The sequence below is a fragment of the Nocardiopsis sp. M1B1 genome (assembly GCF_052466615.1).
Map to the genome: position 1 here is coordinate 5,770,418 of NZ_CP196194.1, position 26,023 is coordinate 5,796,440.

The 26,023-nt window shown below is 72.2% G+C and carries 22 protein-coding genes; 7 read left to right on the plus strand and 15 right to left on the minus strand.

Going from position 1 to position 26,023, the window contains the following annotated elements:
- Positions 1 to 125 precede the first annotated feature (125 nt).
- From ACSTA4_RS25000 to ACSTA4_RS25025, 6 genes are all read right to left on the minus strand, one after another.
- Positions 126 to 1,286: a S8 family peptidase gene (locus ACSTA4_RS25000; protein WP_274974740.1), complete on the minus strand. Its 1,161-nt coding sequence runs from the start codon at positions 1,284 to 1,286 to the stop codon at positions 126 to 128.
- 536 nt (positions 1,287 to 1,822) lie between these two features.
- On the minus strand, positions 1,823 to 3,106 hold the full coding sequence (cysN, locus tag ACSTA4_RS25005; RefSeq protein ID WP_444961241.1) for a sulfate adenylyltransferase subunit CysN: 1,284 nt from the start codon (positions 3,104 to 3,106) through the stop codon (positions 1,823 to 1,825).
- Positions 3,107 to 3,281: 175 nt separating this feature from the next.
- Positions 3,282 to 4,211 carry a sulfate adenylyltransferase subunit CysD gene (gene cysD, locus ACSTA4_RS25010; protein ID WP_013154983.1) on the minus strand — a complete coding sequence of 310 codons (930 nt, stop codon included), beginning with the start codon at positions 4,209 to 4,211 and terminating at the stop codon, positions 3,282 to 3,284.
- Between the two features lie 50 nt (positions 4,212 to 4,261).
- Positions 4,262 to 5,053 carry a 3'(2'),5'-bisphosphate nucleotidase CysQ gene (locus tag ACSTA4_RS25015; RefSeq protein WP_026338425.1) on the minus strand — a complete coding sequence of 264 codons (792 nt, stop codon included), beginning with the start codon at positions 5,051 to 5,053 and terminating at the stop codon, positions 4,262 to 4,264.
- A gap of 3 nt (positions 5,054 to 5,056) precedes the next feature.
- Positions 5,057 to 6,625 (minus strand): sugar transferase, encoded by a 1,569-nt coding sequence (locus ACSTA4_RS25020; protein WP_444961242.1) that lies wholly within the window; start codon positions 6,623 to 6,625, stop codon positions 5,057 to 5,059.
- A gap of 307 nt (positions 6,626 to 6,932) precedes the next feature.
- Positions 6,933 to 7,919: a DsbA family protein gene (locus ACSTA4_RS25025; protein WP_444961243.1), complete on the minus strand. Its 987-nt coding sequence runs from the start codon at positions 7,917 to 7,919 to the stop codon at positions 6,933 to 6,935.
- 73 nt (positions 7,920 to 7,992) lie between these two features.
- Here ACSTA4_RS25025 and ACSTA4_RS25030 point away from each other — a divergent pair, with 73 nt between their 5' ends.
- Positions 7,993 to 8,577, plus strand: a complete 585-nt coding sequence (locus ACSTA4_RS25030) for a TetR/AcrR family transcriptional regulator (protein WP_444961244.1) — start codon at positions 7,993 to 7,995, stop codon at positions 8,575 to 8,577.
- A gap of 205 nt (positions 8,578 to 8,782) precedes the next feature.
- Here the strand turns inward: ACSTA4_RS25030 and ACSTA4_RS25035 are convergent, their stop codons facing one another.
- Both ACSTA4_RS25035 and ACSTA4_RS25040 read right to left on the minus strand, forming a co-directional pair.
- The gene (locus ACSTA4_RS25035; RefSeq protein ID WP_444961245.1) at positions 8,783 to 10,102 is read right to left on the minus strand and encodes an SGNH/GDSL hydrolase family protein; all 1,320 of its coding nucleotides are present in this window, start codon (positions 10,100 to 10,102) and stop codon (positions 8,783 to 8,785) included.
- Positions 10,103 to 10,209: 107 nt separating this feature from the next.
- Entirely contained in the window at positions 10,210 to 11,226 is a 1,017-nt protein-coding gene (locus ACSTA4_RS25040; RefSeq protein WP_444961246.1) for a LacI family DNA-binding transcriptional regulator, read from the minus strand.
- Between the two features lie 163 nt (positions 11,227 to 11,389).
- Between ACSTA4_RS25040 and ACSTA4_RS25045 the strand changes: the two genes are divergently transcribed.
- Positions 11,390 to 12,559, plus strand: a complete 1,170-nt coding sequence (locus ACSTA4_RS25045) for an endo-1,4-beta-xylanase (protein WP_444961247.1) — start codon at positions 11,390 to 11,392, stop codon at positions 12,557 to 12,559.
- A 78-nt stretch (positions 12,560 to 12,637) separates the two neighbouring features.
- Here the strand turns inward: ACSTA4_RS25045 and pth are convergent, their stop codons facing one another.
- The 4 genes from pth to glmU all read right to left on the minus strand — a co-directional run bounded on the left by pth (position 12,638) and on the right by glmU (position 17,075).
- On the minus strand, positions 12,638 to 13,303 hold the full coding sequence (pth, locus tag ACSTA4_RS25050) for an aminoacyl-tRNA hydrolase (protein WP_274974747.1): 666 nt from the start codon (positions 13,301 to 13,303) through the stop codon (positions 12,638 to 12,640).
- Between the two features lie 91 nt (positions 13,304 to 13,394).
- Positions 13,395 to 14,018 carry a 50S ribosomal protein L25/general stress protein Ctc gene (locus ACSTA4_RS25055; protein WP_444961248.1) on the minus strand — a complete coding sequence of 208 codons (624 nt, stop codon included), beginning with the start codon at positions 14,016 to 14,018 and terminating at the stop codon, positions 13,395 to 13,397.
- A 610-nt stretch (positions 14,019 to 14,628) separates the two neighbouring features.
- Positions 14,629 to 15,597 (minus strand): ribose-phosphate diphosphokinase, encoded by a 969-nt coding sequence (locus ACSTA4_RS25060; protein WP_013154993.1) that lies wholly within the window; start codon positions 15,595 to 15,597, stop codon positions 14,629 to 14,631.
- A 17-nt stretch (positions 15,598 to 15,614) separates the two neighbouring features.
- A complete protein-coding gene (gene glmU, locus ACSTA4_RS25065) occupies positions 15,615 to 17,075 on the minus strand; it encodes a bifunctional UDP-N-acetylglucosamine diphosphorylase/glucosamine-1-phosphate N-acetyltransferase GlmU (RefSeq protein WP_444961249.1) in 1,461 nt (486 codons plus the stop codon).
- A 569-nt stretch (positions 17,076 to 17,644) separates the two neighbouring features.
- Here glmU and ACSTA4_RS25070 point away from each other — a divergent pair.
- From ACSTA4_RS25070 to ACSTA4_RS25085, 4 genes are all read left to right on the plus strand, one after another.
- Positions 17,645 to 18,607 carry an acyl-CoA desaturase gene (locus ACSTA4_RS25070; RefSeq protein ID WP_444961250.1) on the plus strand — a complete coding sequence of 321 codons (963 nt, stop codon included), beginning with the start codon at positions 17,645 to 17,647 and terminating at the stop codon, positions 18,605 to 18,607.
- Positions 18,608 to 18,621: 14 nt separating this feature from the next.
- Complete coding sequence (locus ACSTA4_RS25075) at positions 18,622 to 19,278, plus strand: TetR family transcriptional regulator (protein WP_444961251.1); 657 nt, start codon at positions 18,622 to 18,624, stop codon at positions 19,276 to 19,278.
- An 85-nt stretch (positions 19,279 to 19,363) separates the two neighbouring features.
- On the plus strand, positions 19,364 to 19,873 hold the full coding sequence (locus tag ACSTA4_RS25080; protein ID WP_248772034.1) for a MarR family winged helix-turn-helix transcriptional regulator: 510 nt from the start codon (positions 19,364 to 19,366) through the stop codon (positions 19,871 to 19,873).
- A 437-nt stretch (positions 19,874 to 20,310) separates the two neighbouring features.
- On the plus strand, positions 20,311 to 21,294 hold the full coding sequence (locus ACSTA4_RS25085) for a GDSL-type esterase/lipase family protein (RefSeq protein ID WP_444964270.1): 984 nt from the start codon (positions 20,311 to 20,313) through the stop codon (positions 21,292 to 21,294).
- A gap of 64 nt (positions 21,295 to 21,358) precedes the next feature.
- On the opposite strand, the gene ACSTA4_RS25090 is transcribed toward ACSTA4_RS25085, so the two are convergent.
- From ACSTA4_RS25090 to ACSTA4_RS25100, 3 genes are all read right to left on the minus strand, one after another.
- Positions 21,359 to 21,853 carry a glutathione peroxidase gene (locus ACSTA4_RS25090; protein ID WP_444961252.1) on the minus strand — a complete coding sequence of 165 codons (495 nt, stop codon included), beginning with the start codon at positions 21,851 to 21,853 and terminating at the stop codon, positions 21,359 to 21,361.
- 201 nt (positions 21,854 to 22,054) lie between these two features.
- A complete protein-coding gene (locus tag ACSTA4_RS25095; protein WP_013155000.1) occupies positions 22,055 to 23,833 on the minus strand; it encodes an ABC-F family ATP-binding cassette domain-containing protein in 1,779 nt (592 codons plus the stop codon).
- Positions 23,834 to 23,904: 71 nt separating this feature from the next.
- The gene (locus ACSTA4_RS25100; RefSeq protein ID WP_444964271.1) at positions 23,905 to 24,843 is read right to left on the minus strand and encodes a sugar-binding transcriptional regulator; all 939 of its coding nucleotides are present in this window, start codon (positions 24,841 to 24,843) and stop codon (positions 23,905 to 23,907) included.
- Between the two features lie 177 nt (positions 24,844 to 25,020).
- Between ACSTA4_RS25100 and ACSTA4_RS25105 the strand changes: the two genes are divergently transcribed.
- The gene (locus tag ACSTA4_RS25105; protein ID WP_013155002.1) at positions 25,021 to 26,022 is read left to right on the plus strand and encodes a zinc-dependent alcohol dehydrogenase family protein; all 1,002 of its coding nucleotides are present in this window, start codon (positions 25,021 to 25,023) and stop codon (positions 26,020 to 26,022) included.
- The last annotated feature ends 1 nt before the right edge of the window (position 26,023 follow it).

The following is a 26,023-nucleotide window of genomic DNA, read 5'->3' on the forward strand; positions in this document are numbered from 1 at the left end:
CACGCGTCGGCCCCGGTCCGGGGGAGGATCTCCCCCGGACCGGGGCCGAACGGTTCTTCGTCTGCTCCTCGCGCGGTGGCCGCGGAGCGGGCTGTGGACGAGCGGGGTCTCCACAACCCCCCGGGTCAGAGGCCCTGGACGTTGAGCAGCAGGTTGACCGTCCCCGAGGGAACGCCGCTGAGCTTGTCCACGCCGGCGTTGGAGACGAGCCAGTCCTGGATGGTGGCCTGGTCGTCGTCGCCGTTCACGCTCTTGTACAGGGCGGCGGCCCCGGCGACGTGCGGGCTGGCCATCGAGGTGCCGTCATAGGAGTCGGTCCCGCCGCCGGGGACGGTGGACTCCACGTCCACGCCGGGGGCGTAGATGTCCACGGACGGGCCGTGGTTGGAGAAGTAGGCCGCGGCGTCGGTCGCGTCGGAGGCGCCGACCGTGGTCACGCCCTCGGCGCCGCCCGGGGAGGTGTTGCCCGCGTCCTGGCCCTCGTTGCCCGCCGCGACCGCGACGAACACACCGGAGGCGGCCAGGCTGTTGACGGCCTCGTCCAGGGTCGGGGAGGCGGGCCCGCCCAGGGACATGTTGGCCACCGCGTTGGGTCCGGCGTTGGCGGCCACCCAGTCGATACCGGCGATGACGTCGTCGTAGGAGCCCGAGCCGTTGTCGTCGAGCACCTTGACGCCGAAGAGGTCGGCGGCGGGGGCGACGCCGTACGTGGCGGAGCCGATGGTGCCCGCGACGTGGGTCCCGTGGCCGTTGCCGTCGCCGCCGTCGCCGCCGTAGGCGTCGAAGGCGGAGGAGGCGCGACCGCCGAAGTCGGGGTGCGAGGCGTCGATGCCGCTGTCGATGATGTAGGCGGAGACCCCGGCCCCGTCGCCGGTGGTGCCGTAGGAGCCGTCCAGGGGCAGGTCCTCCTGGTCGATGCGGTCCTGGCCCCACGTGACGGTGGTGTGCGCGACGCCGACCTCCTCGACGTAGGCGACGCCCGACTGCCCGCGCAGTTCGCGCACCTCCTGCGCGCTCAGGCTGGCCGAGTAGCCGTTGACGACCTCGTCGTAGGTGTGGTTGACCTGGTCGGAGGAGATGCCGAGGGACGAGGGGGTGACGGAGGCGGCGCTGAGCGTGTCCTCCAGGACGACGAAGTAGTCGCCCGTGGCCGAGGAGCCGACGGTGTGGAGGGGGGCGAGCTCGTCGGCGCCGGCCGAGACGGCGCCCGACAGGGCCAGGGGGACGGAGAGGGCGCCGGCCGCGGCGAGGCCGAGCACCGTTCTCCTGGTGGTGTGCCTGTGCACTCGTATTCTCCTTTTGCGGGGGACGGTAATGGGAGGCGCACAGCGGCTAATAACCCAGAGTAGTCAATCCATTCCAGGTTCGCTGCGCTTTGCCACCATAACCAGACTTCGCTCTCCGCTCCAGGGTGGGAGGGCAACTTTTTTTGCGTCCAAGTACCTCTCGACCGCCTTCGGGGCGCGTGCTCGCGCAGCGCCCGGGGGCGTCGGCACCGCGAGGAGGAGGCCCGAAAACACTCGCCTGTAGTGGTCAAACGTTTTTCGGACAGACCTTTCGGCTACCCCCGGAGTCCTTAGCGAGAAACATGGCGTTGACCGCATGAAACCATTTTGTAAGAATCTGAGAACCAAAACAGATTTCTCGGATAACACGGTCGCGGGCATGGGAGGCCCACTCGACAGCGCCCTTTCCGGTGCCTCCGGACCAGCCGCGCCCGCACCCCGCCGGGCCTCCCGGCACGGTGGCGGAACACGTGGAAGGGACCGCCCCGGCGGGCGGCCCCTTCCACGTTCCGGGCGTCCGGCGCCCCGTCCCCGGGTCAGTCGGTCTTGACGACCATCCCCGCGGCGACCGTGGTGTTGGTGGACTCGTCGATGAGGATGAACCCGCCCGTCTGGCGGTTCTTGGCGTACTCGTCCACGAACAGGGGCTGGGTGGAGCGCAGCCGCACCCGGCCGATCTCGTTGAGCGAGAGGTGGTCGGCCTGCTCGTCGCGGTGCAGCGTGTTGACGTCCAGCCGGTAGCGCAGGTCCTTGACCACGACCTTGGCGGTGCGGGTGGTGTGCTTGAGGATGAGCTTGGAGCGCGGCGTGAGCTTGCGCGCGTCCGTCATCCAGCACACCATCGCCTCCAGGTCCTGGGTGACCGCGGGGGCGTTGTTGGGGCGGCAGATCATGTCGCCCCGGGAGATGTCGATCTCGTCCTCCAGCAGGAGGGTGACCGACATCGGCGAGTAGGCCTCGGTGACGTCGCCGTCGGCGGTGACGATCCTGGCGATCCGCGTGTTCAGCCCGGACGGCAGGTGGGTGACCTCGTCGCCCGGCTTGAGGACGCCGCCCGCGATCTGGCCCGCGTAGCCCCGGTAGTCGTGCAGCTCGGGGTCGGCCGACCTGTGCGGCCGGATCACGTACTGCACGGGGAAGCGCGCGTCGATGAGGTTGCGGTCGGAGGCGATGTGCACGTTCTCCAGGTGGTGGAGCAGGGAGGGCCCGGTGTACCAGGGCATGTTCTCCGAGCGGCTCACCACGTTGTCGCCGTTCAGGGCCGAGATCGGCACGAAGGTCAGGTCGCACACGTCCAGCTTGGTGGCGAAGTCGGCGAACTCGGCCCTGATCTCCTCGAAGCGCTCCTGGGAGTAGTCCACCAGGTCCATCTTGTTGACCGCCAGCACCAGGTGGGGCACCTGGAGCAGGGTGGTGAGGAAGGCGTGGCGGCGGCTCTGCTCCTGGAGGCCCTTGCGCGCGTCCACCAGGATGATGGCGAGGTCGGCCGTGGAGGCGCCGGTGACCATGTTCCGGGTGTACTGGATGTGCCCGGGGGTGTCGGCGATGATGAAGGTGCGCTTGGGGGTGGCGAAGTAGCGGTACGCCACGTCGATGGTGATGCCCTGCTCGCGCTCGGCGCGCAGGCCGTCGGTGAGCAGCGCCAGGTTGGTCTGCTCCTCGCCGCGCGCGGCGCTGGTGCGCTCCACCGCGTCGAGCTGGTCCTCGAAGATGGACTTGGAGTCGAACAGCAGTCGGCCGATCAGGGTGCTCTTGCCGTCGTCGACGGAACCCGCCGTCGCGAACCGCAGGATGTCGTTGCTCATGCTTGCCTGGTCCAATGCGGAGTGTGTGGTCTGCGGGGAACGGGTTCCGGCGCGGGTGCCGCTGGGCCGACCCGGACGTCGCCGGTGTGGTGCGTGGGGTCCCGGTCCGCGCCCCGGCCGGCGCCCGAACCCCGCCACGGGTTCGGGACGACGGCGGACGGGGCGGGCCCGGATCCTCCCGGCGGTCGCGCTAGAAGTAGCCCTCGCGCTTGCGGTCCTCCATGGCGGCCTCGCTGGTGCGGTCGTCCGCCCGCGTCTGCCCCCGCTCGGTCACCCGGGTCGCGGCGATCTCGGCGATGATGTCGTCGATCTCCACGGCCGTGGACTTGACCGCCCCGGTGCAGGTGAGGTCGCCGACGGTGCGGTAGCGGACGGTCTCGGTGAACGGGACCTCGGTCTCGTCGCGGTTGATGATGGGCGAGTTCGACAGCAGGATGCCGTCGCGCTCGAAGACCTCGCGCTCGTGGGCGAAGTAGATCGAGGGCAGCTCCAGCCGCTCCCGCTTGATGTAGGCCCACACGTCCAGCTCGGTCCAGTTGGAGATCGGGAAGACCCGGATGTGCTCGCCCCGCTCGATGCGGGTGTTGAACACGCTCCACAGCTCGGGGCGCTGGTTCTTGGGGTCCCACTGGCCGAACTCGTCGCGGAAGGAGAAGACCCGCTCCTTGGCCCGGGCCTTCTCCTCGTCGCGCCGCGCGCCGCCGAAGGCGGCGTCGAAGCCGTTCTCCTCGATGGCCTCCAGCAGCGCCGAGGTCTGGAGGCGGTTGCGGCTGGCCCAGCGGCCGGTGGGCTCGGAGACCTTGCCCGCGTCGATCTGCTCCTGCACCGAGGCCACGACCAGGCGGACCCCCGCCTCGGCGACCCGGCGGTCGCGGAACTCGATGACCTCGTCGAAGTTGTGGCCGGTGTCCACGTGCATGACGGGGAACGGGACGGCGCCGGGCCAGAACGCCTTCTCGGCCAGGCGCAGCATCACGATGGAGTCCTTGCCGCCGGAGAAGAGCAGCACCGGCCGCTCGAACTCCGCGGCCACCTCGCGCATGATGAAGATGGCTTCGGCCTCCAGGACGTCCAGCTGGGAGAGCTGGTAGCGTCCGGCCTGCTGACTCGCCTGACCCATGAATCCGCCTTAGAAATACCGACAGGGCCGACGGCGGAGGGGTCGTCCTATCAGCCCCCCGCGTGCGGACCCGCGCTGTCCAGGTCCGCGCCGTCGCGGATGCTTGCCAACAACATACCCGACAATTCCGATCGGCATACAAGGACATCCGGCAGCAGCGGGTCCGCCGTGTTGTACCGCAGCGGGGAACCGTCGATCCGCGAGGTGTGCAGACCCGAGGCCCGGGCCACCGCCACCGGGGCGGCGCTGTCCCACTCGTACTGGCCGCCCGCGTGCACGTAGATGTCGGCGATGCCGAGCAGCACCGCGCAGATCTTGGCGCCCGCGGAGCCCATCGGGACCACCTCCGCGCCCAACTGGGTGGCCATCCGCTGGACGAAGGCCGGGGGCCGGGTCCGGCTGGCGGTGATGCGCAGCCGCTGGTCCGAGGGGCGCTCCTCGGGCAGCCAGGGCGGGTCGACCGTGGACAGGGTGCTGCCCTGGGCGGGCAGCGCCACGGCGCCCGCGACCAGGTCGCCGTTCTCCCACAGCGCCACGTGCACGGCCCAGTCGGTGCGCCCGGCCTCGGCGAACTCGCGCGTGCCGTCGAGGGGGTCGATGATCCACACCCGGCGCGCGTTGAGCCGCGCGGGGTCGTCGGCGCCCTCCTCGGAGAGGACGGCGTCGCTGGGCCGCAGCCGTCCCAGCGCGGAGAACAGGAACTCGTGGGAGGTGCGGTCCCCCAGGGTGCGCAGGACGTCGGGCTCGTCGAAACCGTGCCGGGCGCGCAGGCGCAGCAGCAACTGCCCCGCCTCGCTGGCCAGGTCGCGGGCCACCTCATGATCGTTTCGGATGTTCTTCACCGGCTAGTATGCTCCCGCCCCACGGATCACCGCTGACCACGTCTTCCACAAGATCTGGACGTCCAGTGTCAGCGACCAGTTTTCCACGTACCGCAGGTCGAGGCGGACCGATTCCTCCCAGGAGAGGTCGGAGCGGCCGCTCACCTGCCACAGACCCGTCATACCCGGCTTGACCACCAATCTGCGGCGGACGTCGTCCCCGTAGCGGGCGACCTCCTCCGGAAGCGGCGGCCTCGGGCCGACGAGCGACATCTCCCCCCGGACCACGTTGACGAGCTGGGGAAGCTCGTCGAGCGAGTACCGGCGCAGCCAGGCCCCCACGGCCGTCACCCTGGGGTCGCGGCGCATCTTGAACAGCACGCCCTCGTGCTCGTTGCGGGGCTGGAGCATCGCCTTCAACGCCTCGGCCCCCACCACCATCGTACGGAACTTGTAGACGGTGAACTCGCCCCCGCCCCTGCCCACGCGCGTCTGGGTGAAGAGGGCGGGTCCGCCGCCCTCGGCCCGGACGAGGACGCACAGCGCGAGGAACAGCGGCGACAGCAGTACCAGGGCCAGGGCGGCGGCGCAGCGGTCGAAGGCGCCCTTGAGGACGCGTCGCGCGCCCACGAGTTCGGGGTGCTCCACGTGCAGCAGGGGCAGCCCCGCGACCGGCCGGATGGAGGTGCGCGGCCCGGCCACGTCCATGAGCGCGGAGGCGACGATGAGGTCGGTGCCGGTCTCCTCCAGCCGCCAGGCCAGGCGGCGCAGCTCGGCCCCGTCCATCTCCGGGCAGGCCAGGACCGCGACAGTGTCGGCCCCGGCCAGGGCGGCGGCCTCGGCCGCGCCGGTGAAGGTGCCCAGGACCGGGCAGCCCTCCACCTCGTCGGAGCCCGGACCGGAGGCGGCCTCCTCCCGGGGCAGGCACACGCCTACCACGCGCATGCCGTGGTAGACCTCGCCGCGGAAGCGGCGGACCAGGTCGCGGACGGCCACGCGGTAGCCGACGACCACGACCCGGCTCATGCACTGGCCCGAGCCGCGGCGCCGGTGCAGGGCCTTGCGGCGCGCGTACCTCAGGCCGAGGGTGAGCAGGAGGATGAGCGGCAGGGTGACGAGCGCGTAGCCGCGGGCGAGGTCGAAGCGCAGGGCGTAGGCGCCGACGGCGACGGTGGCGGCGAGGGCGATCCCGGCCGTGGCGACACGGCGGTACTCCTCCGTGCCCACGCCCAGGAAGCGGCGGGCGTAGCCGCCGCCCAGGTAGACGAAGAGGATCCACGCGGGGGGCAGCAGGAGGGAGAGGGCCAGGTAGGGCAGGGTGGTGGCCGCTCCGAGGGCGGAGGGGAAGCGGACCGCCGTGCCGCTGAGGGTGGCCGTCAGTGCGGCGGCCAGGTCCAGGCCGACCAGGCTCACGACGTAGGGGCGCACCCAGGCGCCGCTGGTCCCGCCGCCGGGGGAGACCGCCGCGCGCCGCCCGGTGGCGCCCGCGGCGGCGGGGATTCCTGGAGTGCCTGGGTCTCCGGGGGCTCCGGGGCTGACCACGATCCGCGCCGACTGTTCGCGGACGGTATCCGTCCGGCTGGTTGTGACCACGTACACTCCCCCAAGACCCACGACTCTTGCAGCTCACACGGCATCGCTCCGCGCGCCATGGGAGAGCACTCTGAGAACGTGAGCGGGGCAGGTGCGTCGGGCGCGGAGACCAACGCCCCGAACAGTAACCAAAAGTAGTGGAAAAGTCGCGCAGTGTTGCGGCTTGTTGGGTAAGAAGGCCGGTTCAACACAAGAATGTGTCTGTGCCGAGATCCGTGCGGTCACGCGGAGGCGACCTGATCGGGACGCCGGTGACCGCGCGGGGGCACAGCCGAAGCCCGGGCGCCCGGACGGCACGCGCACCGGGTCAGACGTACTCGGGCGCCATGGCGCCGGCCAGGCGCAGGTGCGGCCCTGCCAGTTCCCGCTCCCCTTGGCGCTGGAGCGTGCGGCCCAGGAGCAGGCGCGCGTACGCGTCGTCCGGGCTCCGCGCCACCATCTCCTCCAGAGTGCGGCGGGCGCGGCCCAGTTGAGCCGAGCGGTAGTAGGCGCGCGCGGCGAGCAGGCACACGTTCCGGTCGGCGGCGTGCTCGCCGAGCATCGGCCGGAGCAGGGCGAGCGCGCCGAGGGGGTCTCCCCGCTCCAGCAGGGACTCCGCCTGGCGGAAGCGCTCGACCTCCTCGGGGAGTCGGCGCGGGGCGTGCCCGGCGGCCGCGGTCAGGAAGTCGCGGATGGCGTCGGGGTGCCGGGCGCCCTCCAGGGCCCTGCCGTTGACCACCAGGGTCGGGGAGGTGCGCACGCCCGCGGCCCTGCCTCGCAGGAGGAGTTCGCGGACCTCCTCCTCCCCTGAGCCCGCTGCCAGGAGGCGTCCGCCGTCGGGGAACCCGGCCTCGCGGGCGACGCGGTCCAGCGTCCCGGCGGAACCGATGTCCCCGGCCTCGGTGAAGTGGGCGCGCAGGACGCCCTCGGCGACGGCGCCCTGGAGTCCGGGGCCGCCGGTCTCCAGGGCCAGGGCCAGGAGGCGGTGGGAGTCGTGGCTGCTGACCCTCCACGCCGCGCCCCACCGGGGACCGAGCCCCTCGGCTGCGGCGGCCTCGGCCACCCGGGCGCGGTTCTGGTCCGGGGTGAGGCCGGGCGCGCAGGCCCGCAGGGCGATGTCCACGCGGGGGTCGCGCAGCAGGGGGTCCAGGGGCTCGGCCGCGGCCGGGGCGGCGGGGTCGATCCGGTAAGGACGCCAGACCACCTCGGCCTTTTCGCGGAGCGCGTCGTCGAGCCCGGCGAGCGCCCGCTCCAGGCGCCGCTTGCCGATGTACGTCCAGGGGCAGACCGTGTCGGCCCAGATCTCGATCCTCATGGGAACAACATAAACGACGCCCGTTGCTTAAACAACATGTGTTCCTGAGATACAGGTGTCGTACACTGCCTCCGTGAACCCCGACGACCCCCGTGTCCAGCGCACCCGCGAGCGCCTGCGCACCGCCCTGCTGACACTGACCGCGGAGAGCCCGTCCGGCGCGGTCACGGTCTCCACCGTGGCCAGGCGGGCCGGGGTCAACCGCGCGACCGTCTACCAGCACTACGCCGACCTGGACGCGCTGGTCGCCGACGCCATGGAGAGCGCCGTCGCGCACGTGGCGCGCTGCGCGGCGCTGTGCCCGCTGGACGCGCCCCGCGACCGGGCTCCGCGGCCGCTGGTGGAACTGTTCGGCCACGTGGCGGACAGCGCGGTGCTCTACCGCCGGATGCTGTCGGACCACGGCAGCGCCCGCTTCACGAACCGGCTGCGGGGACGGCTCGCCGAGGAGCTGGCCACGCGGTTCGCGCGGGGGGCGCGGCCGCCCGGGTTCGACGACGTGCCGGTGCGCACGCACGCCGCCTACCTGGCCGGGGCGCTGGTCGGCGTGATCGCCGACTGGGTCGGCGTCGGGGAGGCCGCGGAGACGAACGGGGCGGAGGGGGCCGCCTCGCCGGAGGAGGCCGCGCTGGCCTTCTGGCGCCTGGTGCGCGGCTGAGGCGGGCCCGTACCCGGTCCGGCTAGGGTCTGTTTTTTGAAGCGGTCTCAGCTTGTGGGGGGTTGGTTCGGGCGCCCACGGGGTTCTGGAGGGGCCGGAGACGGGTTCGTGAGGAACGAGCGAACCCGTCGTAGGCGCCGAAGGTTCCCGTTCTCCGGGCGCCCGAACACGGACCGAAGCGGAGCGGAGGTCCAAAAAACACTGCCTAGCCCTCCGGGTCCGGGCGGAAGAGCCGGGTCGGCACGGCGTCGGCCATGGCGGCCATACCGGCGTCGTTGGGGTGCAGGCCGTCGCCGCTGTCGTAGGCGGGCAGCAGGCTCCGCGGGTCGTCCGGGTCGCGCGTCACCTCGTCGAAGTCGATGACCGCGTCGTACTCCCCGCTCGTGCGGATCCACTCGTTGACCGCCTGGCGCTTGGCCTCGTTCTCCTCGGTGTGGAACCCGAGGGTGTCGCCCCCGAACGGCAGGATGGTGCCCCCGTAGACCCGCAGCCCGGCCGCGCGGGCGCGGGCGATGATCTGGCGGTGGGCGCCGATGACCTCCTCGGCCGTGACGGTCTCCGACACCGGGGCCACGGTTCCGGGGTGGCCCAGGTCGTTGACCCCCAGCAGGACGATGACGTGGCCCGCACCCGGCTGCGCCAGCACGTCCCGGTCGAAGCGGCGCAGGGCGCTCTGCCCGAAGAAGGCCGCGAAGTCCTCGGCGTCGCCGCCCTCGGGCGGGTTGGGGTCGTGGAGCAGGCGGTTGCCCCCGATCCCGGAGTTGAGCACGCCGGTGTGCGGCAGGCGCCGGGCGAGCAGGTCCGGCCACCGGTGGTTGGCGTTGACCTCGGTCTCGGAGCCGTCGGTGATGGAGTCGCCCAGGGCCACGACCGCGTCGGCGAGCCGCGTGCGCGACCGCACGCTGACCCCCGACAGGAAGTGCCACTGGGTGAGCGTGCGGGTCGCCTCGACGGACGTGTCACCGGTGACGTCGCCCGCGGCCACCGCGTTCTCCTGGAAGGAGGAGGCGTGCAGGGTGGTCACCGGCGTCTCCTCCGGCAGGTGGATGCTCACGACCAGGTCGGAGCGGGCGGGCAGTTCCAGCAACACCGGGTCGCTGACCAGGGGCGCGCCCGCCGGGACGGTCACCGACGTACGGCCGCCGAAGGTGACGGTGCGGTCGGTGGCCGGGTCGATGTCGGTGCCCGAGGCGCCCGCGCGCAGGGCCACGTGCACCCGGCCCACGCGCAGGGCGCTCTCCCCGAACTCGTTGGTCAGGCGCAGGCGCAGCCGGTCGCCGCCGACGCTGGTGCGCACGACCTGCCGGACGGTCTCGTCGCGCAGGACCGGGGTGGCCGTGGCGGGCGCGGCGGTGGGCGCGGCCGCCCAGGTGCCGACCCAGTTCCCGGCGTCGGGCTCCGGTTCGGCGGCGGCGCCGGTGGCGTTCCAGCCGCCGAGCAGGAGCAGTGTGCCGGCCACGGCGACGGCCAGGCCCCGCCGGGCGCGGGTGGGCGGCGCGGTCTTTCCTCGGGGAGTGGTGGTCACGCTGGTCTCCTTGGCGCGGAGCCTGGGGGATTCCGGAATATTCCGGTGAAATCAGCCTAAGGAGCGCCGCACCGGGGTGTCAACGCCGACACCCCTTCCCGCGCCCCTCACGGAGGCGGGGCGGTGCTGTCGCGCACGACGAGTTCGGTGGCCAGCTCGACCCGCGGGCTCTCGATGGTCTCGCGCTGCACCAGGCGGTGCACGGTGCGCACCGCGAGCCTGCCCATGTCCGACAGCGGCTGGCGCACGGTGGTCAGGGACGGCGAGGACCAGCGCGCCTCGGGCAGGTCGTCGAAGCCGACCACGCTGACGTCGGCGGGCACCCGCAGGCCGCGGCGGCGCAGCGCCTCGTAGACGCCCAGCGCCATCTGGTCGCTGGCCGCGAACACGGCCGTGGGCGGCTCGGCGAGGTCGAACAACCTCTCCCCCGCCAGGAAGCCGGACTCGTAGCCGAACTCGCCCGGCACGACCAGCTCGTCGTCGACCGCGAGCCCCGCCGTCTCCAGGCCCGCCCGGTAGCCGTCGAGCCTGGCCCGGCTGCACCACAGCTCGGGGCGCCCGGCGACGAAGGCGATGCGCCGGTGGCCGAGGTGGATCAGGTGCTCGGTCGCGCTGAGGCCCCCGGCCCAGTTGGTGACGCCGACCGTGGGCGTGTCCAGGTCCGGGACGCCGACCGGGTCCACGACCACGGCGGGCACGTGGAGCTCCCGCAGCTCCTCGCGCAGCTCGGGGTCCAGGTCCGTGGTCACGAGGATCGCCCCGTCGGTGGCGCGCGAGCGCACGTTCTCCAGCCACTGGCGGGTGGAGCTGACCCGGCGGTGGATGGCCGACACCACGATGCCGGTCCCGCTCTCGTGCGCGGCGTCCTCCACCCCGCGGATGATCTCGACGGCCCACGGGCTGTCCAGGTCGTTGAAGACGAGGTCGAGCAGGCCGACGCGCTCCCGGGGCCGGCCCCCGCGGCGCCGGTAGCCGTGGGCGCGGATCAGGCTCTCCACGCGCTCGCGCGTGGCGGGGGCGACGTCGCCCCGGCCGTTGAGCACGCGCGAGACCGTCGGCGCGGAGACGCCCGCCTCCTCGGCGATGGCGGAGATCGTGACGTCTCGGGACGGGGTGTCGGACATGGTCCTCCTTCGTGCTCACCCAGAGTACGAGCACAGCTGGCGGGGCGACAGCGCCGAGACGGGATCTTGACGCTGCGCCCGGCGACGACCTAGGGTCCATTGACCTTCATATTTTACGGAACTTTCCGGAAGTTCCGTCGGTCGCCAGATCGGAGTTCCCCCCATGAAGCCGCTCCGCCTCGTCACCGCCGTCCTCGCCGCGACGGCGCTGGCGGTCCCCCTGGCCGCCCCCGCGGCCGCCGCCCCCGGGCACGACCACGGCGGCGGCCACCGGCCGCCGCACCACAACCGGCACGACGCGAAACCGGGCACGCTGCGCTGGGCCGCGCCCGACGGCCTGGTCATCGGCACCGCCGTCGCGGGCGGCGGGCACCACGTGGACCAGGACTACCCCGACCCCTTCACCTCGGACCGGCGCTACCGCCGCATCCTGGCCCGGGAGTTCAGCTCGGTCTCCCCCGAGAACCAGATGAAGTGGGAGTACATCCACCCCGAGCCGGGCGAGTACGCGTTCGGGATGGCCGACAGGATCGTGGACTTCGCCGAGCGCAACGGCCAGGACGTGCGCGGGCACACCCTGCTGTGGCACAGCCAGAACCCGGAGTGGCTGGAGGAGGGAGACTTCACCGACGAGGAGCTGCGCGAGATCCTGCACGACCACATCACCACCGTCGTCGGCCGCTACGAGGGCCGGATCTCGCAGTGGGACGTGGCCAACGAGATCTTCGACGAGTCGGGGGAGCTGCGCACCGGGGACAACATCTGGATCCGCGAACTCGGACCGGGGATCATCGCCGACGCCTTCCGCTGGGCGCACGAGGCCGACCCCTCGGCGGAGCTGTACTTCAACGACTACGGCGTCGAGGACGTCAACGCCAAGAGCGACGCCTATTACGCGCTGGTCCAGGAGCTGCTGGCGGACGGCGTGCCGGTGCACGGGTTCTCCGCCCAGGTGCACCTGAGCATGCGGTACGGCTTCCCGTCCGGTCTGGAGGAGAACCTCCGGCGCTTCGACGACCTCGGCCTGGGCACGGCGCTGACCGAGGTGGACGTGCGCATGGCGGTGCCCGAGGGCGGGGAGCCGACCGGGGAGCAGCTGGAGCGGCAGGCCGACTACTACGGTCAGGCTCTGGAGGCCTGCCTGGCGGTGGAGGGCTGCGGCTCCTTCACCATCTGGGGCTTCACCGACAGGTACTCGTGGGTGCCGGTGTTCTTCGAGGGCGAGGGAGCGGCGACCGTCATGGACGGCGACTTCGACCGCAAGCCCGCCTACTTCACCCTGAGGTCGCTCCTGCGGGAGGCCGGGGACGGCGGGCCGGGCCGCGGCCGGTAGCCGGGTACGCACCCGTCGCCTCGCCCGTCGGCGCCGTTCCCGCGCCGACGGGTGCGCCGCCGCATGTCCCCGCGGGGGTCAGGCGGCGGTGTGGTAGATGTTCTGCGCCCGGCCAAGGCCCTCGGTGAGCACCGTGCGCACCGCGTCGGCCGCGCGTTCGACGTTGAGGTCGAGCTCGGCCCGCTCGGTGGAGGAGAAGTCCTTGAGCACGTACGCGGCCGGGTCCATCCGGCCGGGCGGGCGGCCCACCCCGAAGCGCACGCGGATGTAGTCCGGGCTGGCCAGGGACGAGGTCATCGACTTCAGGCCGTTGTGCCCGCCCGGCCCGCCGCCCTTCTTGAGCTTGAGCGCGCCGAAGTCGATGTCCATCTCGTCGTGCACCACGACGATCCGCTCGACCGGAACCTTGTAGAAGCGGGCCAGGCCGGAGACCGGGCCGCCCGACAGGTTCATGAAGCTGCGCGGCTTGGCCAGCACCACGGGGACGCCGTCCAGACGGGTCTCCACCACCTCGGCGTGCGCCTTGTGCGCCTTCCAGCGCTCGCCGCCCGCGAGCGCCTCCACCACCAGGAACCCGGCGTTGTGCCTGTTCCCGGCGTACTTGGGCCCGGGATTGCCCAGCCCCACGACGAGCCAGCGCTCGGTATCGGCCATGTCCTCGTTCTCTCCGCCGACGCTTGCGTCCCCGGCGCCGCGCGCGCCGGAGCCCCTGCCGCCGAACAGCCTGCCCCACCAGTTGCCCATGGGGCACGACCCTACCGGGACGGCGGCTGACACGACGGACGCGCGGCCCCTGTCGGGAGACCGCGCGTCGCCGTGTGTGGCCTGTGACCGCCTACTCGGCGGCGGTCTCCTGGGCGGCCTCGTCGCCCTCGCCCTCGGCGGCCTGGGCGGCCTCCTCGCTGGTCTCCGGCTCCTCCTCCACGCGCGGGGCGGAGACGGTGAGCAGGATGGCCTCGGGGTCGGTGACCAGGGTGACGCCGGAGGGCAGCTTGACGTCGGCGGCGGTCGGCGCGGCGCCGATCTCCAGGTCCTCGATGACGAACTCGACGCCCTCGGGGATGTGGGTGGCCTCGGCCTCGACGGCCACGGTGACGAGCTCCTGGGTGAGCACACCCGGGGCCTTGACCTCACCGATCAGGCTGACCGGGATCTCGACCTCGACCTTCTCGCCCTTGGAGACGACCAGCAGGTCGATGTGCTCCAGGAAGCCCTTGATGGCGTCGCGCTGCACGCTCTTGGGCAGGGCGAGGTTGTCCTTGTCCAGGCCGTCGAGGCGGATCAGGACGTTGGGGGTCTTCAGGGCGAGCATGAGCTCGTGGCCCGGCAGGTTCAGGTGGCGGGGCTCGGTGCCGTGGCCGTAGAGGACGGCCGGCACCTTACCCGCGCGGCGGGCGCGACGAGAGGCGCCCTTGCCGAATTCCGTGCGGGGCTCGGCAGCGATACGTACCTCGGACACGACAAAACTCCTCGGGTTCAACCCCGCAGAACGGGGAACACGGCTCCAGTAGCACGAACGATTCCCGCCCTCGGCGGGGAATGCGGCGGGGACTGCCCTCAGGCAGGGACGCGACCGCCCTGGTTCCAGGCGTGCCCGGCGAGCCGTCACCGGACCCGCCCGGCCCGGGAACGCTCGTCGCGCACCCCTGCCCGCCTTCCGAACGCAGCCTTCTTACGGCTCCGCCTGGGCACGGGGACACTCGGTCAAGTCTAATGGCTTCGCCGACGACTCCGAACATGGCCCGCGATTCCCTCCCCGGTCCGGACAAGCCCCCAGAGAAACCCGCCGGCCGGACGGCCTCCGCGCGGGCGCCCGCGAGGGGGCCGCCCGGCGGCGGACGCGGCCCCGGCCCCCAGGCGGCCGTCGGGGCCCGGGGACACGCGTCCGGGACCGCGCGACCCGGAAAGCGCCGGTCAGCGCGCTGGAGAGCGTTTGCGTCGCCCCGGACAGCACCCTGCCCGCCGGGCGCGGTCCCGGAGGCGGGCCGCGAACGACGGGGACCTCCCGCGGCGGCCCGGCGGGGCGGCCGCGGGAGGTCCCGGGCGGGGGAACGCGCGTCCCCGGACGTCTACTCGAACAGGCTCGTGACCGAGCCGTCGGTGAAGACCTCGCTGATGGCGCGGGCCACCAGCGGCGCGATCGAGAGCTGGGTCAGCTTCTCGAAGGAGCGCTCCTCCGGAACGGGCAGCGAGTTGGTGATGACCACCTCGGAGATCCGCGAGTTCTGGAGGCGCTCGGCGGCCGGACCGGACAGCACGCCGTGCGTGGCGGCCACCAGGACCTTGGCCGCGCCCTGCTCGAACAGGGCCTCGGAGGCCTTGACGATGGTGCCGCCGGTGTCGATCATGTCGTCCACCAGCACGCAGACGCGGCCCTTGACCTCACCGACGACCTCGTGCACCCGGACCTGGTTGGCCACGTCCGGGTCGCGGCGCTTGTGGATGATCGCCAGCGGGGCGCCGAGGCGGTCCGCCCAGCGGTCGGCGGTGCGCACCCGGCCCGCGTCCGGCGAGACCACGGTGATCTCGGACTGGTCGACCCGGCCGGCGATGTGGTCGGCCAGTATCGGCAGCGCGAACAGGTGGTCCACCGGGCCGTCGAAGAAGCCCTGGATCTGGTCCGTGTGCAGGTCGACGGCCATCATCCGGTCCGCGCCCGCGGTGCGGAACAGGTCGGTCATGAGGCGGGCCGAGATGGGCTCGCGGCCGCGGTGCTTCTTGTCCTGCCGGGCGTAGCCGAAGAACGGGGTCACCACGGTGATCCTCTTGGCGGACGCGCGCTTGAGCGCGTCCACCATGATCAGCTGCTCCATGATGGACTCGTTGATCGGGTCGGAGTGGCACTGGATGACGAACGCGTCCGAGCCGCGCACCGACTCCAGGTAGCGGACGAAGATCTCACCGTTGGCGAAGGTGTCGAACCGGGTGGGGACCACGTCGATCCCCAGTTCCTTCGCGACCTCCTCGGCCAGGCTCGGGTGCGTGCGCCCCGAGAAGAGCATCAGGTTCTTCTGGCCGGTGGCCTTCATCCCGGTCACGTGTTTCTCCCCCACAGTCACTGCTTGTCGTCGGCTCTGTGCCGATCGGCCTGCTCCGCCGCCTCGGCGGAGGGCGTGCCCGGGCGTTTGCGCCGGGTCCAGCCCTCGACGTTGCGCTGGCGGTGCCCCTCGGAAACGGCGAGGGCACCGGGCGGCACGTCGTCGCGGACCACGGTCCCCGCCCCGGAGTAGGCGCCGTCGCCCACGCGGACCGGGGCGACGATGGTGTTGTCGCTGCCGATCCTGACGTGGTCGCCGATGACGCTCCGGGACTTGTTGACCCCGTCGTAGTTGACGAACACCGAGGAGCAGCCGATGTTGCTGCCCACGCCGATGTCCGCGTCGCCCACGTAGGTCAGGTGCGGGATCTTGGACTCGGCGCCGACGTTCGAGTTCTTGACCTCGACGAAGGCTCCGGCCTTGGACCGCTCGGCCAGGCGGGTGCCCGGCCGCAGGTAGGTGTAGGGGCCGACGGAGGCCCCGGGGCCGATCTCGGCCCGGTCCGCCGTGGTCTCGCGCACCGTGGCGCCCGCGCCGACGACCGTGTCCCTCAGGTCCGCGCGGGGGCCGACCACGGCGTCCTCGCCGACGGAGGTGGCGCCCAGCAGCCGGGTACCCGGTTCGATCACGGTGTCGCGGCCGATGGTGACCTGGGCGTCCACCCAGGTGGTGGCGGGGTCCACGACGGTGACCCCGGCGAGCATGTGCTCGTTGACCAGCCGGTCGTTGAGGACGCGGCGGGCCTCGGAGAGCTGGACGCGGTTGTTGACGCCCTGGACCTCGTGCCAGTCCTCCGCCGCCCAGGCGCCGACCCGGTGGCCGTCGCCGCGCAGCAGGGAGACCGCGTCGGTCACGTACTCTTCGCCCTTGGCGTTGTCGGTGGACAGGCGCTGGACGACCTCGGACAGCAGGGCGCCGTCGAAGGCGTACATGCCCGAGTTGATCTCGTCGATCGCGTGCTGCTCGGGGGTGGCGTCGGCGTGCTCGACGATGCCGGTGAAGTCGCCGTCGGCGTCGCGGACGATGCGGCCGTAACCGTGGGGGTCGGGTACGCGCGCGGAGAGCACCGTGACGGCGTTGCCCTCCTCGTCGTGGGCCGCGACGAGCTCCGCGAGCGTGGAACCGCGCAGGAGGGGGGTGTCGCCGCAGGTCAGGACCACGGTGCCGCTGAGCTTGACGCCCTTGGCGGCCAGGTCCTCGATCGCCATGCGCACGGCGTGGCCGGTGCCGTTCTGCTCCTCCTGGACCGCGGTGGCGGCCTGGGGGGCGATCTCCTCCAGATGGGATCTGACCTGCTCACGCGCGTGGCCGACGACCACGACCGCGTGCTGGGGGTCGAGTTCCCGCGCCGCCGCGAGCACGTGGCCGAGCATGCTGCGGCCGTTGAGTTCGTGGAGGACCTTGGGAAGCTTCGACTTCATTCGGGTGCCCTCGCCCGCCGCGAGGACGATGACGGCAGCCGGACGGTTCACGCTCACTGAGGAGTCCCTCGTGGTAGCTGGTGGCTGAGATGTCGGCTCACCCCTCGGCGGCGCGACCCGCATGCCGCACGGGCGGCCGTCGGATGACCAGCGGCCGACATGGGAAGGATACATGTGCGTCACCGGCGCCCCACGGGCGCGTGACGCGGGGGTGAGCGGCGGTTGGCCGCGCCGCGCCTGTGGCGGCGGTTTCCGGAGGCCCTGTGTGAGATGCGCCGCTCCGGATAGGTATGTCCGTATACGCGGGGACGCGCGGCGCGCGGGGAACCGCGCGGGTGCGCGTGAGGACGCCGGAAGGGCTCCCGGACCAGGGCTCGAACCTGGACGATGGGGACCAAAACCCCACATGCTGCCGATTACATCATCCGGGAACGCGCGGGGTGGACCACGCCACCCGTGCGCCAGCCACCAACATAGCGCCTTTCCCGGAGGGCTTGCCAAACCTACGGCATCGTAGGTTACGGTTACGTAGGAATAGGTTGGGTCGTCGCGGCGGTCACTTCGGTGTCGTTCGGACGCCGCCCTGACCACGACGACGACCGACTGCCCGACAGCGAGGAAGAACCATGACCGCTGCTCCCGAGCTACCGACCGAGAAGACAGAGCCCAAGCGCGAGGCGATCCCCGAGTACGAGCCCGAGCTGCGCGGCAGGGCCGAGCGGTACACGGTCTTCGCGTTCGTGTTCGTGCCGCTGATCGCCCTGCTGGCCTCGCTGCCCTTCTTCTGGGGCTGGGGCCTGTCCCTGACCGACATCGCCATCGCCTCGGTCTTCTACCTGATCAGCGGCCTGGGCATCACGGTCGGCTTCCACCGCCACTTCACGCACGGCTCGTTCAAGGCCAAGCGCCCGCTGCGCATCGCGCTCGCGATCGCCGGTTCGATGGCCATCGAGGGCAGCGTCATCAAGTGGGTGGCCGACCACCGCCGCCACCACAAGTACGCCGACGCCGAGGGCGACCCGCACTCGCCGTGGCGCTTCGGCGACGACTGGAAGTCGGTCGCCAAGGGCCTGTACTACGCGCACATGGCGTGGATGTACCTGGACGAGAAGAAGACCTCGCCGCGCCGCTTCGCGCCCGACCTGCTCAAGGACAAGGACATCGTCCTGGTCGACAAGCTCTTCGGGCTGATCGTGGTCTTCTCCCTGGGCGCCCCGGCGCTCATCGGCGGCCTGGTCACCATGTCCTGGTGGGGCGCGTTCACCGCCTTCTTCTGGGCCAGCCTGGTGCGCATGGCCCTGCTGCACCACGTCACCTGGTCGATCAACTCCATCTGCCACACCATCGGCGAGGAGAACTTCGAGGTGCGCGACCGCTCCCGCAACGTGTGGTGGCTGGCCATCCCGTCCTTCGGCGAGTCCTGGCACAACCTGCACCACGCCGACCCCACCTGCGCCCGCCACGGCGTGCTCAAGGGCCAGATCGACATCTCCGCCCGCGTCATCTGGGTCTTCGAGAAGCTCGGCTGGGCCTCCAAGGTCCGCTGGCCCAACAACGAACGACTCGCCGCCAAGCGGGTCAGCGTCTAGGATCGGTAGCCATCATGGGAGCAGCCGACAGCGATCAGAAGATCCGTGTGCGCCGCAAGCGCATGACGGGCAAGGAGCGTCGGCAACAGCTCGTGGAGATCGGACGGGAGCTGTTCGCCGAACGCGGGTTCGACGCGGCCTCCGTCGAGGAGATCGCCGCGCGGGCCGGTGTGTCCAAACCCGTGGTGTACGAGCACTTCGGCGGCAAGGAGGGCATCTACGCGGTCGTGGTCGACCGTGAGATGCGCACCCTCCTGGCGATGATGGGCGAGGCCCTCTCCGCCGACGGCGCCCGGAGCAAGATCGAGAGCGCGGCCCTGGCCCTGCTGCGGTACGTGGAGGAGAACACCGTGGGGTTCCGGGTGCTGACCCGGGACTCGCACGCGGCCTCCGGCACGGGAAGCTTCGCCAGCCTGCTCAACGACATCGCCAGCCAGGTCGAGCACATCATGGTCGACGAGTTCGCCGAACGGGGCTACGACCCGGCGCTCGCCCCCATGTACGCCCAGGCCCTGGTGGGAATGTGGGCCCTGACCGGCCAGTGGTGGCTGGAGGTGCGCAGGCCCAAGCGCGAGGTGGTCGCCGCGCACCTGGTCAACCTGGCCTGGAACGGATTGTCGAGCCTGGAGCCGAAGCCGAGGCTGCGCCCGGGCAAGCGCGGGCCGGGCTGACGCGGGAGGGTCCTCTCGACCTGTGGGGCGGGTGTGCACGGCATACCCGCCCCACTATCTTGATGTCAAGAGATAAGCTGTCCCCATGCGCGATGAGGTGGATGGGCTGATCGAGGCGTGGCGCTCCGAACGCCCCGACGTGGACGTGACGCCGCTGGAGGTGTTCAGCCGGGTGTCGCGGCTCGCGCGCCACCTGGACCGTGCCCGGCGCACCGTCTTCACCGAGCACGACCTGGAGCCCTGGGAGTTCGACGTGCTCGCCGAACTGCGCCGCTCCGGCCCCCCGTACGAGCTGAGCCCCGGGCGGCTGCTGCGCGCCACCCTGGTGACCTCGGGGACCATGACCAACCGGGTGGACCGGCTGGCCGCGGCCGGGCTCGTGCGGCGCCGCCCCGACCCCGCCGACAAGCGCGGGGTCCTGGTCCGGCTGACCGAACAGGGCGCCGAGCGCATCGACGCGGCCCTCAGGTCGCTCCTGAGCTACGAGGAGACCCTGCTGGCGCCGATGGCCGACGGCGACCGCGAACAGCTGGCATCGTTACTGAGACGCCTCCTGGCGCCCCTCGACAGGGGCCCCGAGGCCCAGCAGGGCTAGGCAGTGTTTTTTTGGACCTTCGCTCCGCTTCGGTCCGTGTTCGGGCGCCCGGAGAACAGGAACCTTCGGCGCCTACGACGGGTTCGCTCGTTCCTCACGCCCCCGCCTCCGGCACCTCCAGAACCCTGTGGGCGCCCGAACCAACCCCCCACAAGCTGAGACCGGTTCAAAAAACAGACCCTAGGCACCGGGCGGTACCCGTCTCCCGCCGGGGCACGGGCGTCCACACCGACGGGGCGGGCGCGCGGGAGGTCGCCGCCGTCTCCGCCGAACGGGTCCGCTGACCGGCGCGTACTCCTCCCCCACCCCCGGGGGCGGGTCCGCCGCCGTGTGTCGGACGCCGCACGGCCGCACCGCGTGAGAACCGCGCGTCCCGGGGTAGTGCAGCCCCGGTACGCGCAGTCGATCGTTCGGGGGGACACGTGCGGGTCCGTTGGATGGCCGCGGCGGCCGCGGCCGTGCTGGTCGCGGGGTGCTCGGGCAGCGGTGGCGGGGGCACTGACGGCGGCGGCGCCGAGGACGGCGGGGCGGACTCCGGCGGCCGCTACCTGTCACTGGGCGACTCGATCAGCGTGGGCGTGCAGCCCGACGCCGGCGGCGAGCCGGTGGAGACCTCCGAGGGCTACACCGACGTCCTGTACCGCACCCTGAAGGAGGAGCGCCCGGGGCTGCGGCACGAGCGGATGGGGTGCGCGGGCGAGGACACCACCACCTTCATGGAGGGCGGGCTGCCCGGCTGCGACCCGCGCTACGAGCACGGCTCGCAGCTGGAGGAGGCCGAGGCCTTCCTGGCCGAGCACGAGGGCGAGGTGGACCTGGTGACGCTGACCATCGGCGCCAACAACTTCACCCGCTGCGTGCGGGGGGTCAACACCCCCGAGGGGCAGGCCCCCGACTCCGGGGACGTGGACATCGACCGCGCGTGCGTGGAGGAGGGCCTGGACCGGCTCCGGGAGGAGACCCCCGAGATCGCCGAGCGGCTGCGCGAGGCGGCGGGGCCGGACACGCAGATCATCGGGATGACCTACTACAACCCGTTCCTGGCCTTCCTGCTGCTGGACGGGGACCCCGCCCAGCAGGCGACCGCGGCGGCGGAGGAGGCCGAGGAGCTCTTCCCCGAGACCGAGGCGCGCGGGGGTCTGGCCGAGGAGGCGGTGGACATCCTGCTGGAGGTCAACGGGACGATCGCCGAGGCCTACCGGGCGGAGGGGATCGACGTGGCGGAGGTGGACGCGGTCTTCGAGTCCACCAACCAGGAGGTGCCCCGGGGCAGTGAGACCGGGCTGCCCGCCAACCTCCAGAACGTCTGCGACCTGACGTGGATGTGCCACGGCGAGCGGGGCCCGGACATCCACCCCAACGAGGAGGGCGCGCGCGAGATCGCCGCCGTCTTCGCCCGGCAGATGGACCGGGCAGAGTGACCCGGCAGGACCCGGCGGCCGTGTTCGGGGCGGGCCGCCGGGGAGCGGGCGGGGGCGGCTCCGGCTACCCCGCGTCGCCGGGGAGCGCCTTCTCGATGAGCGCGGTGATCCTGGGGTCGTCGGGCTCGGTCGAGCTGCGGAAGCGGTGCACGGCGCCGTCGGGCAGGACGAGGAACTTCTCGAAGTTCCACTTGACCTTCCCCGCCTTGCCGTCCTCGTCCTCGGCGGAGGAGAGCGCCGCGTAGAGCGGGTGCTGCTGCTTGCCGTTGAGCTTGGCCTTGGCCGTCATGGGGAAGGTGACGCCCCAGGTGGCCGAGCAGTACTCCGCGATCTTCTCCTCGCTGCCGAACTCCTGGAGGAACTGGTTGCTGGGCACGCCGAGCACGGTGAACCCCCGGTCGCCGTACCGGTGCTGGAGCTTCTCCAGCCGCTCGTACTGCGGGGTGTAGCCGCAGCGCGAGGCGACGTTGACCACCAGCCTCACCTTGCCCGACCACTCGCCGAACGTCGTCTCGCGTCCGTCGATCAGGGTCACCGGGATCTCGTCCAGGTCGCTCATCCGCGTCCATCTCCTCGTTTGCCGGGGCGCCGACGCCCACCGCGCGGCGCGGTGCTTCACGGCGTATTCGGAGCGCACGCCGCCGTGGCTCGGATTCTTTCTCAGGAAGGGGCCCCGGTCCAGCCGTACCGCCCCTACGAGCCGGACGCCCGGCCGGAGTTCTCCGGCCGGGCGTCCTTCGCGGTCAGCCGCGCCGCGGCCTCACTCCCCGACGAGTTCGGCCTGCTCCAGCCAGACCTCCTCCAGCTCCCCGCGCTCGACGGCCAGGGCCTTGGCCTCTGCGTCGAGTTCGGCGAGCCGGGTGTAGTCCTCGGCCGCGGCGGCCATCAGCTCGTGCAGCTCCGCCTCCCGCTTGGCGATGCGGTCCATGCGCCGCTCGACGCGCTGCATCTCCTTCTGCGCGGCGCGCCGCTCGGCCGCCGACACCGCGGGCTGCTCCGCCGGGGCCTGGGCCGCGGCGGCCTCGGAGGCGCCCAGCGGCACGGTGGCCTCGCCCGCGCTGGCCGCGCGGCGCTGGAGGTACTCGTCCACGCCGCCGGGCAGGAAGGCCAGGCCGCCGTCGCCCATCAGAGCCAGCACGCGGTCGGTGATGCGCTCCAGGAAGTAGCGGTCGTGGCTGACCAGCACCAGGGAGCCGGGCCAGCCGTCGAGCAGGTCCTCCAGCTCGGTGAGCGTCTCGATGTCCAGGTCGTTGGTGGGCTCGTCCAGCAGCAGCACGTTGGGCTCGTCCATGAGCAGCCGCAGCAGCTGGAGGCGGCGTCGCTCACCGCCGGACAGGTCGCCGATCGGGGTCCACTGGCGCTCCCCGCGGAACCCGAACCGCTCCAGCATCTGGCTGGCGGTGTAGTCGCGCTTGCCGATGGTGACGTGCTCGCGCACGTCCATGACCGCCTGGAGGGGGCGGGCGGCGGGGTCGAGTTCGGCGACGTTCTGGGACAGGTGGGCGAGCTTGACGGTCCGGCCGGTGCGCACGCTGCCGGAGTCGGGCTCGCGCTCCCCGGCCAGGATCCTGAGCAGGGTGGACTTGCCCGCGCCGTTGACCCCGACCAGGCCGACCCGGTCGCCGGGGCCCAGCTGCCAGGTGAGGTGGTCGAGCAGGGTCCGGTCGGGGACGGACGCGGACACGTTCTTGAGGTCGATGACGGTCTTGCCCAGCCGGGAGCTGGCGAACTTGACCAGTTCGACGGTGTCGCGGGGCGGCGGCTCGTCGGCGATGAGCTGGTTGGCCGCCTCGATGCGGAACTTGGGCTTGGAGGTGCGGGCCGGGGCGCCGCGGCGCAGCCAGGCCAGCTCCTTGCGCATGAGGTTCTGGCGGCGCTCCTCGGCGGCGGCCGCCTGGCGCTCGCGCTCGGCCTTGGCCAGGACGTAGGCGGCGTAACCGCCCTCGTAGCGCTCGACCGCGCCGCGTCCGACCTCCCAGGTGCGGGTGGTGACGGCGTCCAGGAACCAGCGGTCGTGGGTGACGACCACGAGCGCCTCGGGACGGGCGCGCAGGTGCTCGGCGAGCCAGGCGATGCCCTCGATGTCGAGGTGGTTGGTGGGCTCGTCGAGCACGATGAGGTCGTGGTCGCCCACCAGGAGCCGGGCCAGGCCGGAGCGGCGGCGCTCGCCGCCGGACAGGCCGCTCATGGGGGTGTCGAGGGCCCAGCCGCCGAGGAGTCCGCGCAGGATGTCGCGGACGCGGGCGTCGCCCGCCCACTCGTGCTCGGCCCGGTCGCCCAGGACGAACTCCCCGACCGTGGAGTCGGGGAAGGTGTCGCGCTGGTGCAGGAAGCCGATGCGCAGCCCGCGGTTGTGCACCACCCGCCCGGAGTCGGGCCGGGTGATGCCCGAGAGCACGGAGATGAGCGTGGACTTGCCGCCGCCGTTGCGGCCGACGACGCCGATGCGCTCACCCTCGTCGACGCCGAGCGACACCTTGTCGAGGAGTACGAGCGGCCCGTAGGCCAGGGACACGTCCTGAAGATTGACCAGATTCATCGCTATCCATTGTGGCGGCAGTGCCGTGGTGCGCTGACCGCCGCCGCTCCCCCGGGGCGGCGACCGGTGTCTCACTCCCGCCCCGTCGGCTCCCCGTCGAGCAGCAGCCTGGCCACGGCGTCGTCCGTCACCAGCGTGGACACCAGGCCGCTGCGCAGCGCGGCGCCGATCGCCCTGGCCTTGGCCTCGTCCCCGGCGCCGGCGACCGCCACCACCTCGGGCACCCGGCGCAGCTGGTCCGCCCGGACGCTGATGACCCTCTCGTCAAGGTCGGAGTGCACCTGCTGGCCGTCGGCGTCGAACAGCTGGGCGGACATCTCCGCGCACACGCCCAGCGCGGTGTACCTGGCCCGCGAGTCCGGGTCCAGCGCCTGGAAGACGGTCGAGTTGCACTCGTCCCAGCCCCCGATGGCCACCACGGCCGTCGTGAGTCGGTCGAAGTGCGCGAACGCCGAGGCGATGCCCGGGTCGGCGCGCAGCGTCGCCGCCGTGGCGGCGTCCGGCAGGATGAGCGGCGCGTAGATCGGGTACGCCGGTCCGCCCGAGAGCGCGGCCGCCCGGCGCACCGTCTCGACCGATCCGCCGCCCTCCGCCTGCTCGGACAGCACGCCGTTGAGCTGCACCACCGTGCAGCGCGGCAGGTCCACCATGTCCAGGCCCATCAGCTGGAGCGACCTGCTCCAGGCCAGCCCCAGTACCTCGTCGGGCCGCACGATCTCCGACAGCAGCCGCGCCGCCACCGACCCCAGCGCCCGGCGCGTGTCCCGCGGGTCGTCCAGGGCGTCCACGACGATCGCCCGGCGCAGGCCGAAGGCCGCGCGCATGCGCTCGGACAGCTCCCCGTCCAGCCGGGCGGGCAGGCGGATGTCGATGCGCACGATCCCGCTGCTGCGGGCGGTCTCCAGGTCACGGGCGACCTTGAACCTGCTCAGGCCGAACTCCTCGGCGATCTCCACCTTGGACCGCCCGTCCAGGTAGAACCTGCGGGCGATGGCGGCGAGCCGCACCATCTCCGCGGGGCCGCTGGGGGCCGTCTCCTGAACCTCACCACGCTGATCGCTCATACGTGCAGAAGTGTACTCGAATGTGCCGGATCCATTGACAGCGCGTTTCCGATGGGCGTTCAATGTTCGAAACATATGTGACTCACATCGCTCACATGAGCGTTCAACGGGAGGTTCCCAACCGTGCGTGCCGCCATCATCACCGAACCGGGCTCCGTCACCGTGGGGGACCGCCCCGACCCGCACCCCGCCGCCGACGGCGTGGTGGTCCGGGTCGGCGCCTGCGGGATCTGCGGGACGGACCTGCACATCGCCGACGGGGAGTTCCCGCCCAGCCCCTACCCGCTGGTGCCCGGGCACGAGTTCGCCGGAACGGTCACGGCCGTCGGCGAGAACGCCCCGGGGGACCTGCGCCCCGGCGACCGGGTGGCCGTGGACCCCTCCCTGTTCTGCGGGCACTGCGAGTACTGCCGCGCCGGACGGGGCAACCTGTGCGCCAACTGGGGCGCGATCGGCGACACCGTGGACGGCGCGTTCGCCGAGTACGTGGCCGTCCCCGCCGCCAACTGCTACCGCCTGCCCGACTCGGTGAGCATGCGCGAGGGCGCCCTGGTCGAGCCGCTCTCGTGCGCCGTCCACGGTGTCCGGCGCATCGGGGTGGAGACCGGCGAGCGCTTCCTGGTGGTGGGCGCCGGGACCATGGGCCTGCTCCTCCAGCAGCTGTTGCAGAACTCCGGCGCCCGCGTGACGGTGGTGGACCGCAACACCCGCCGCCTGGCCATCGCGACCGACCTCGGCGCCGCCGCGACCGCGACGGACGCGTCCGAGCTGGGCGACGAGCGCTTCGACGCCGCGGTGGACGTCACGGGCGCGCCCTCCGCCATCGAGGCGGCCTTCGACTCGCTGCGGCGGGGAGGGCGCCTGCTGGTCTTCGGGGTCGCCGACGAGGCGGCCCGCGTGGCGCTGTCGCCGTTTCGGATCTACAACGACGAGATCACCGTCGTGGGCTCCATGGCCGTGCTCAACAGCTACGGGGCGGCCGTGGACCTCATCAGCAGCGGCGCGGTGCGCACGGCGCCGCTGCTCACCGACGCCCTGCCCCTGGAGAAGTTCCCCGAGGCGCTGGCCATGATGCGCGCGGGCACCGGGGTGAAGGTCCAGGTCGTCCCCGACGAGACCGCCTGAC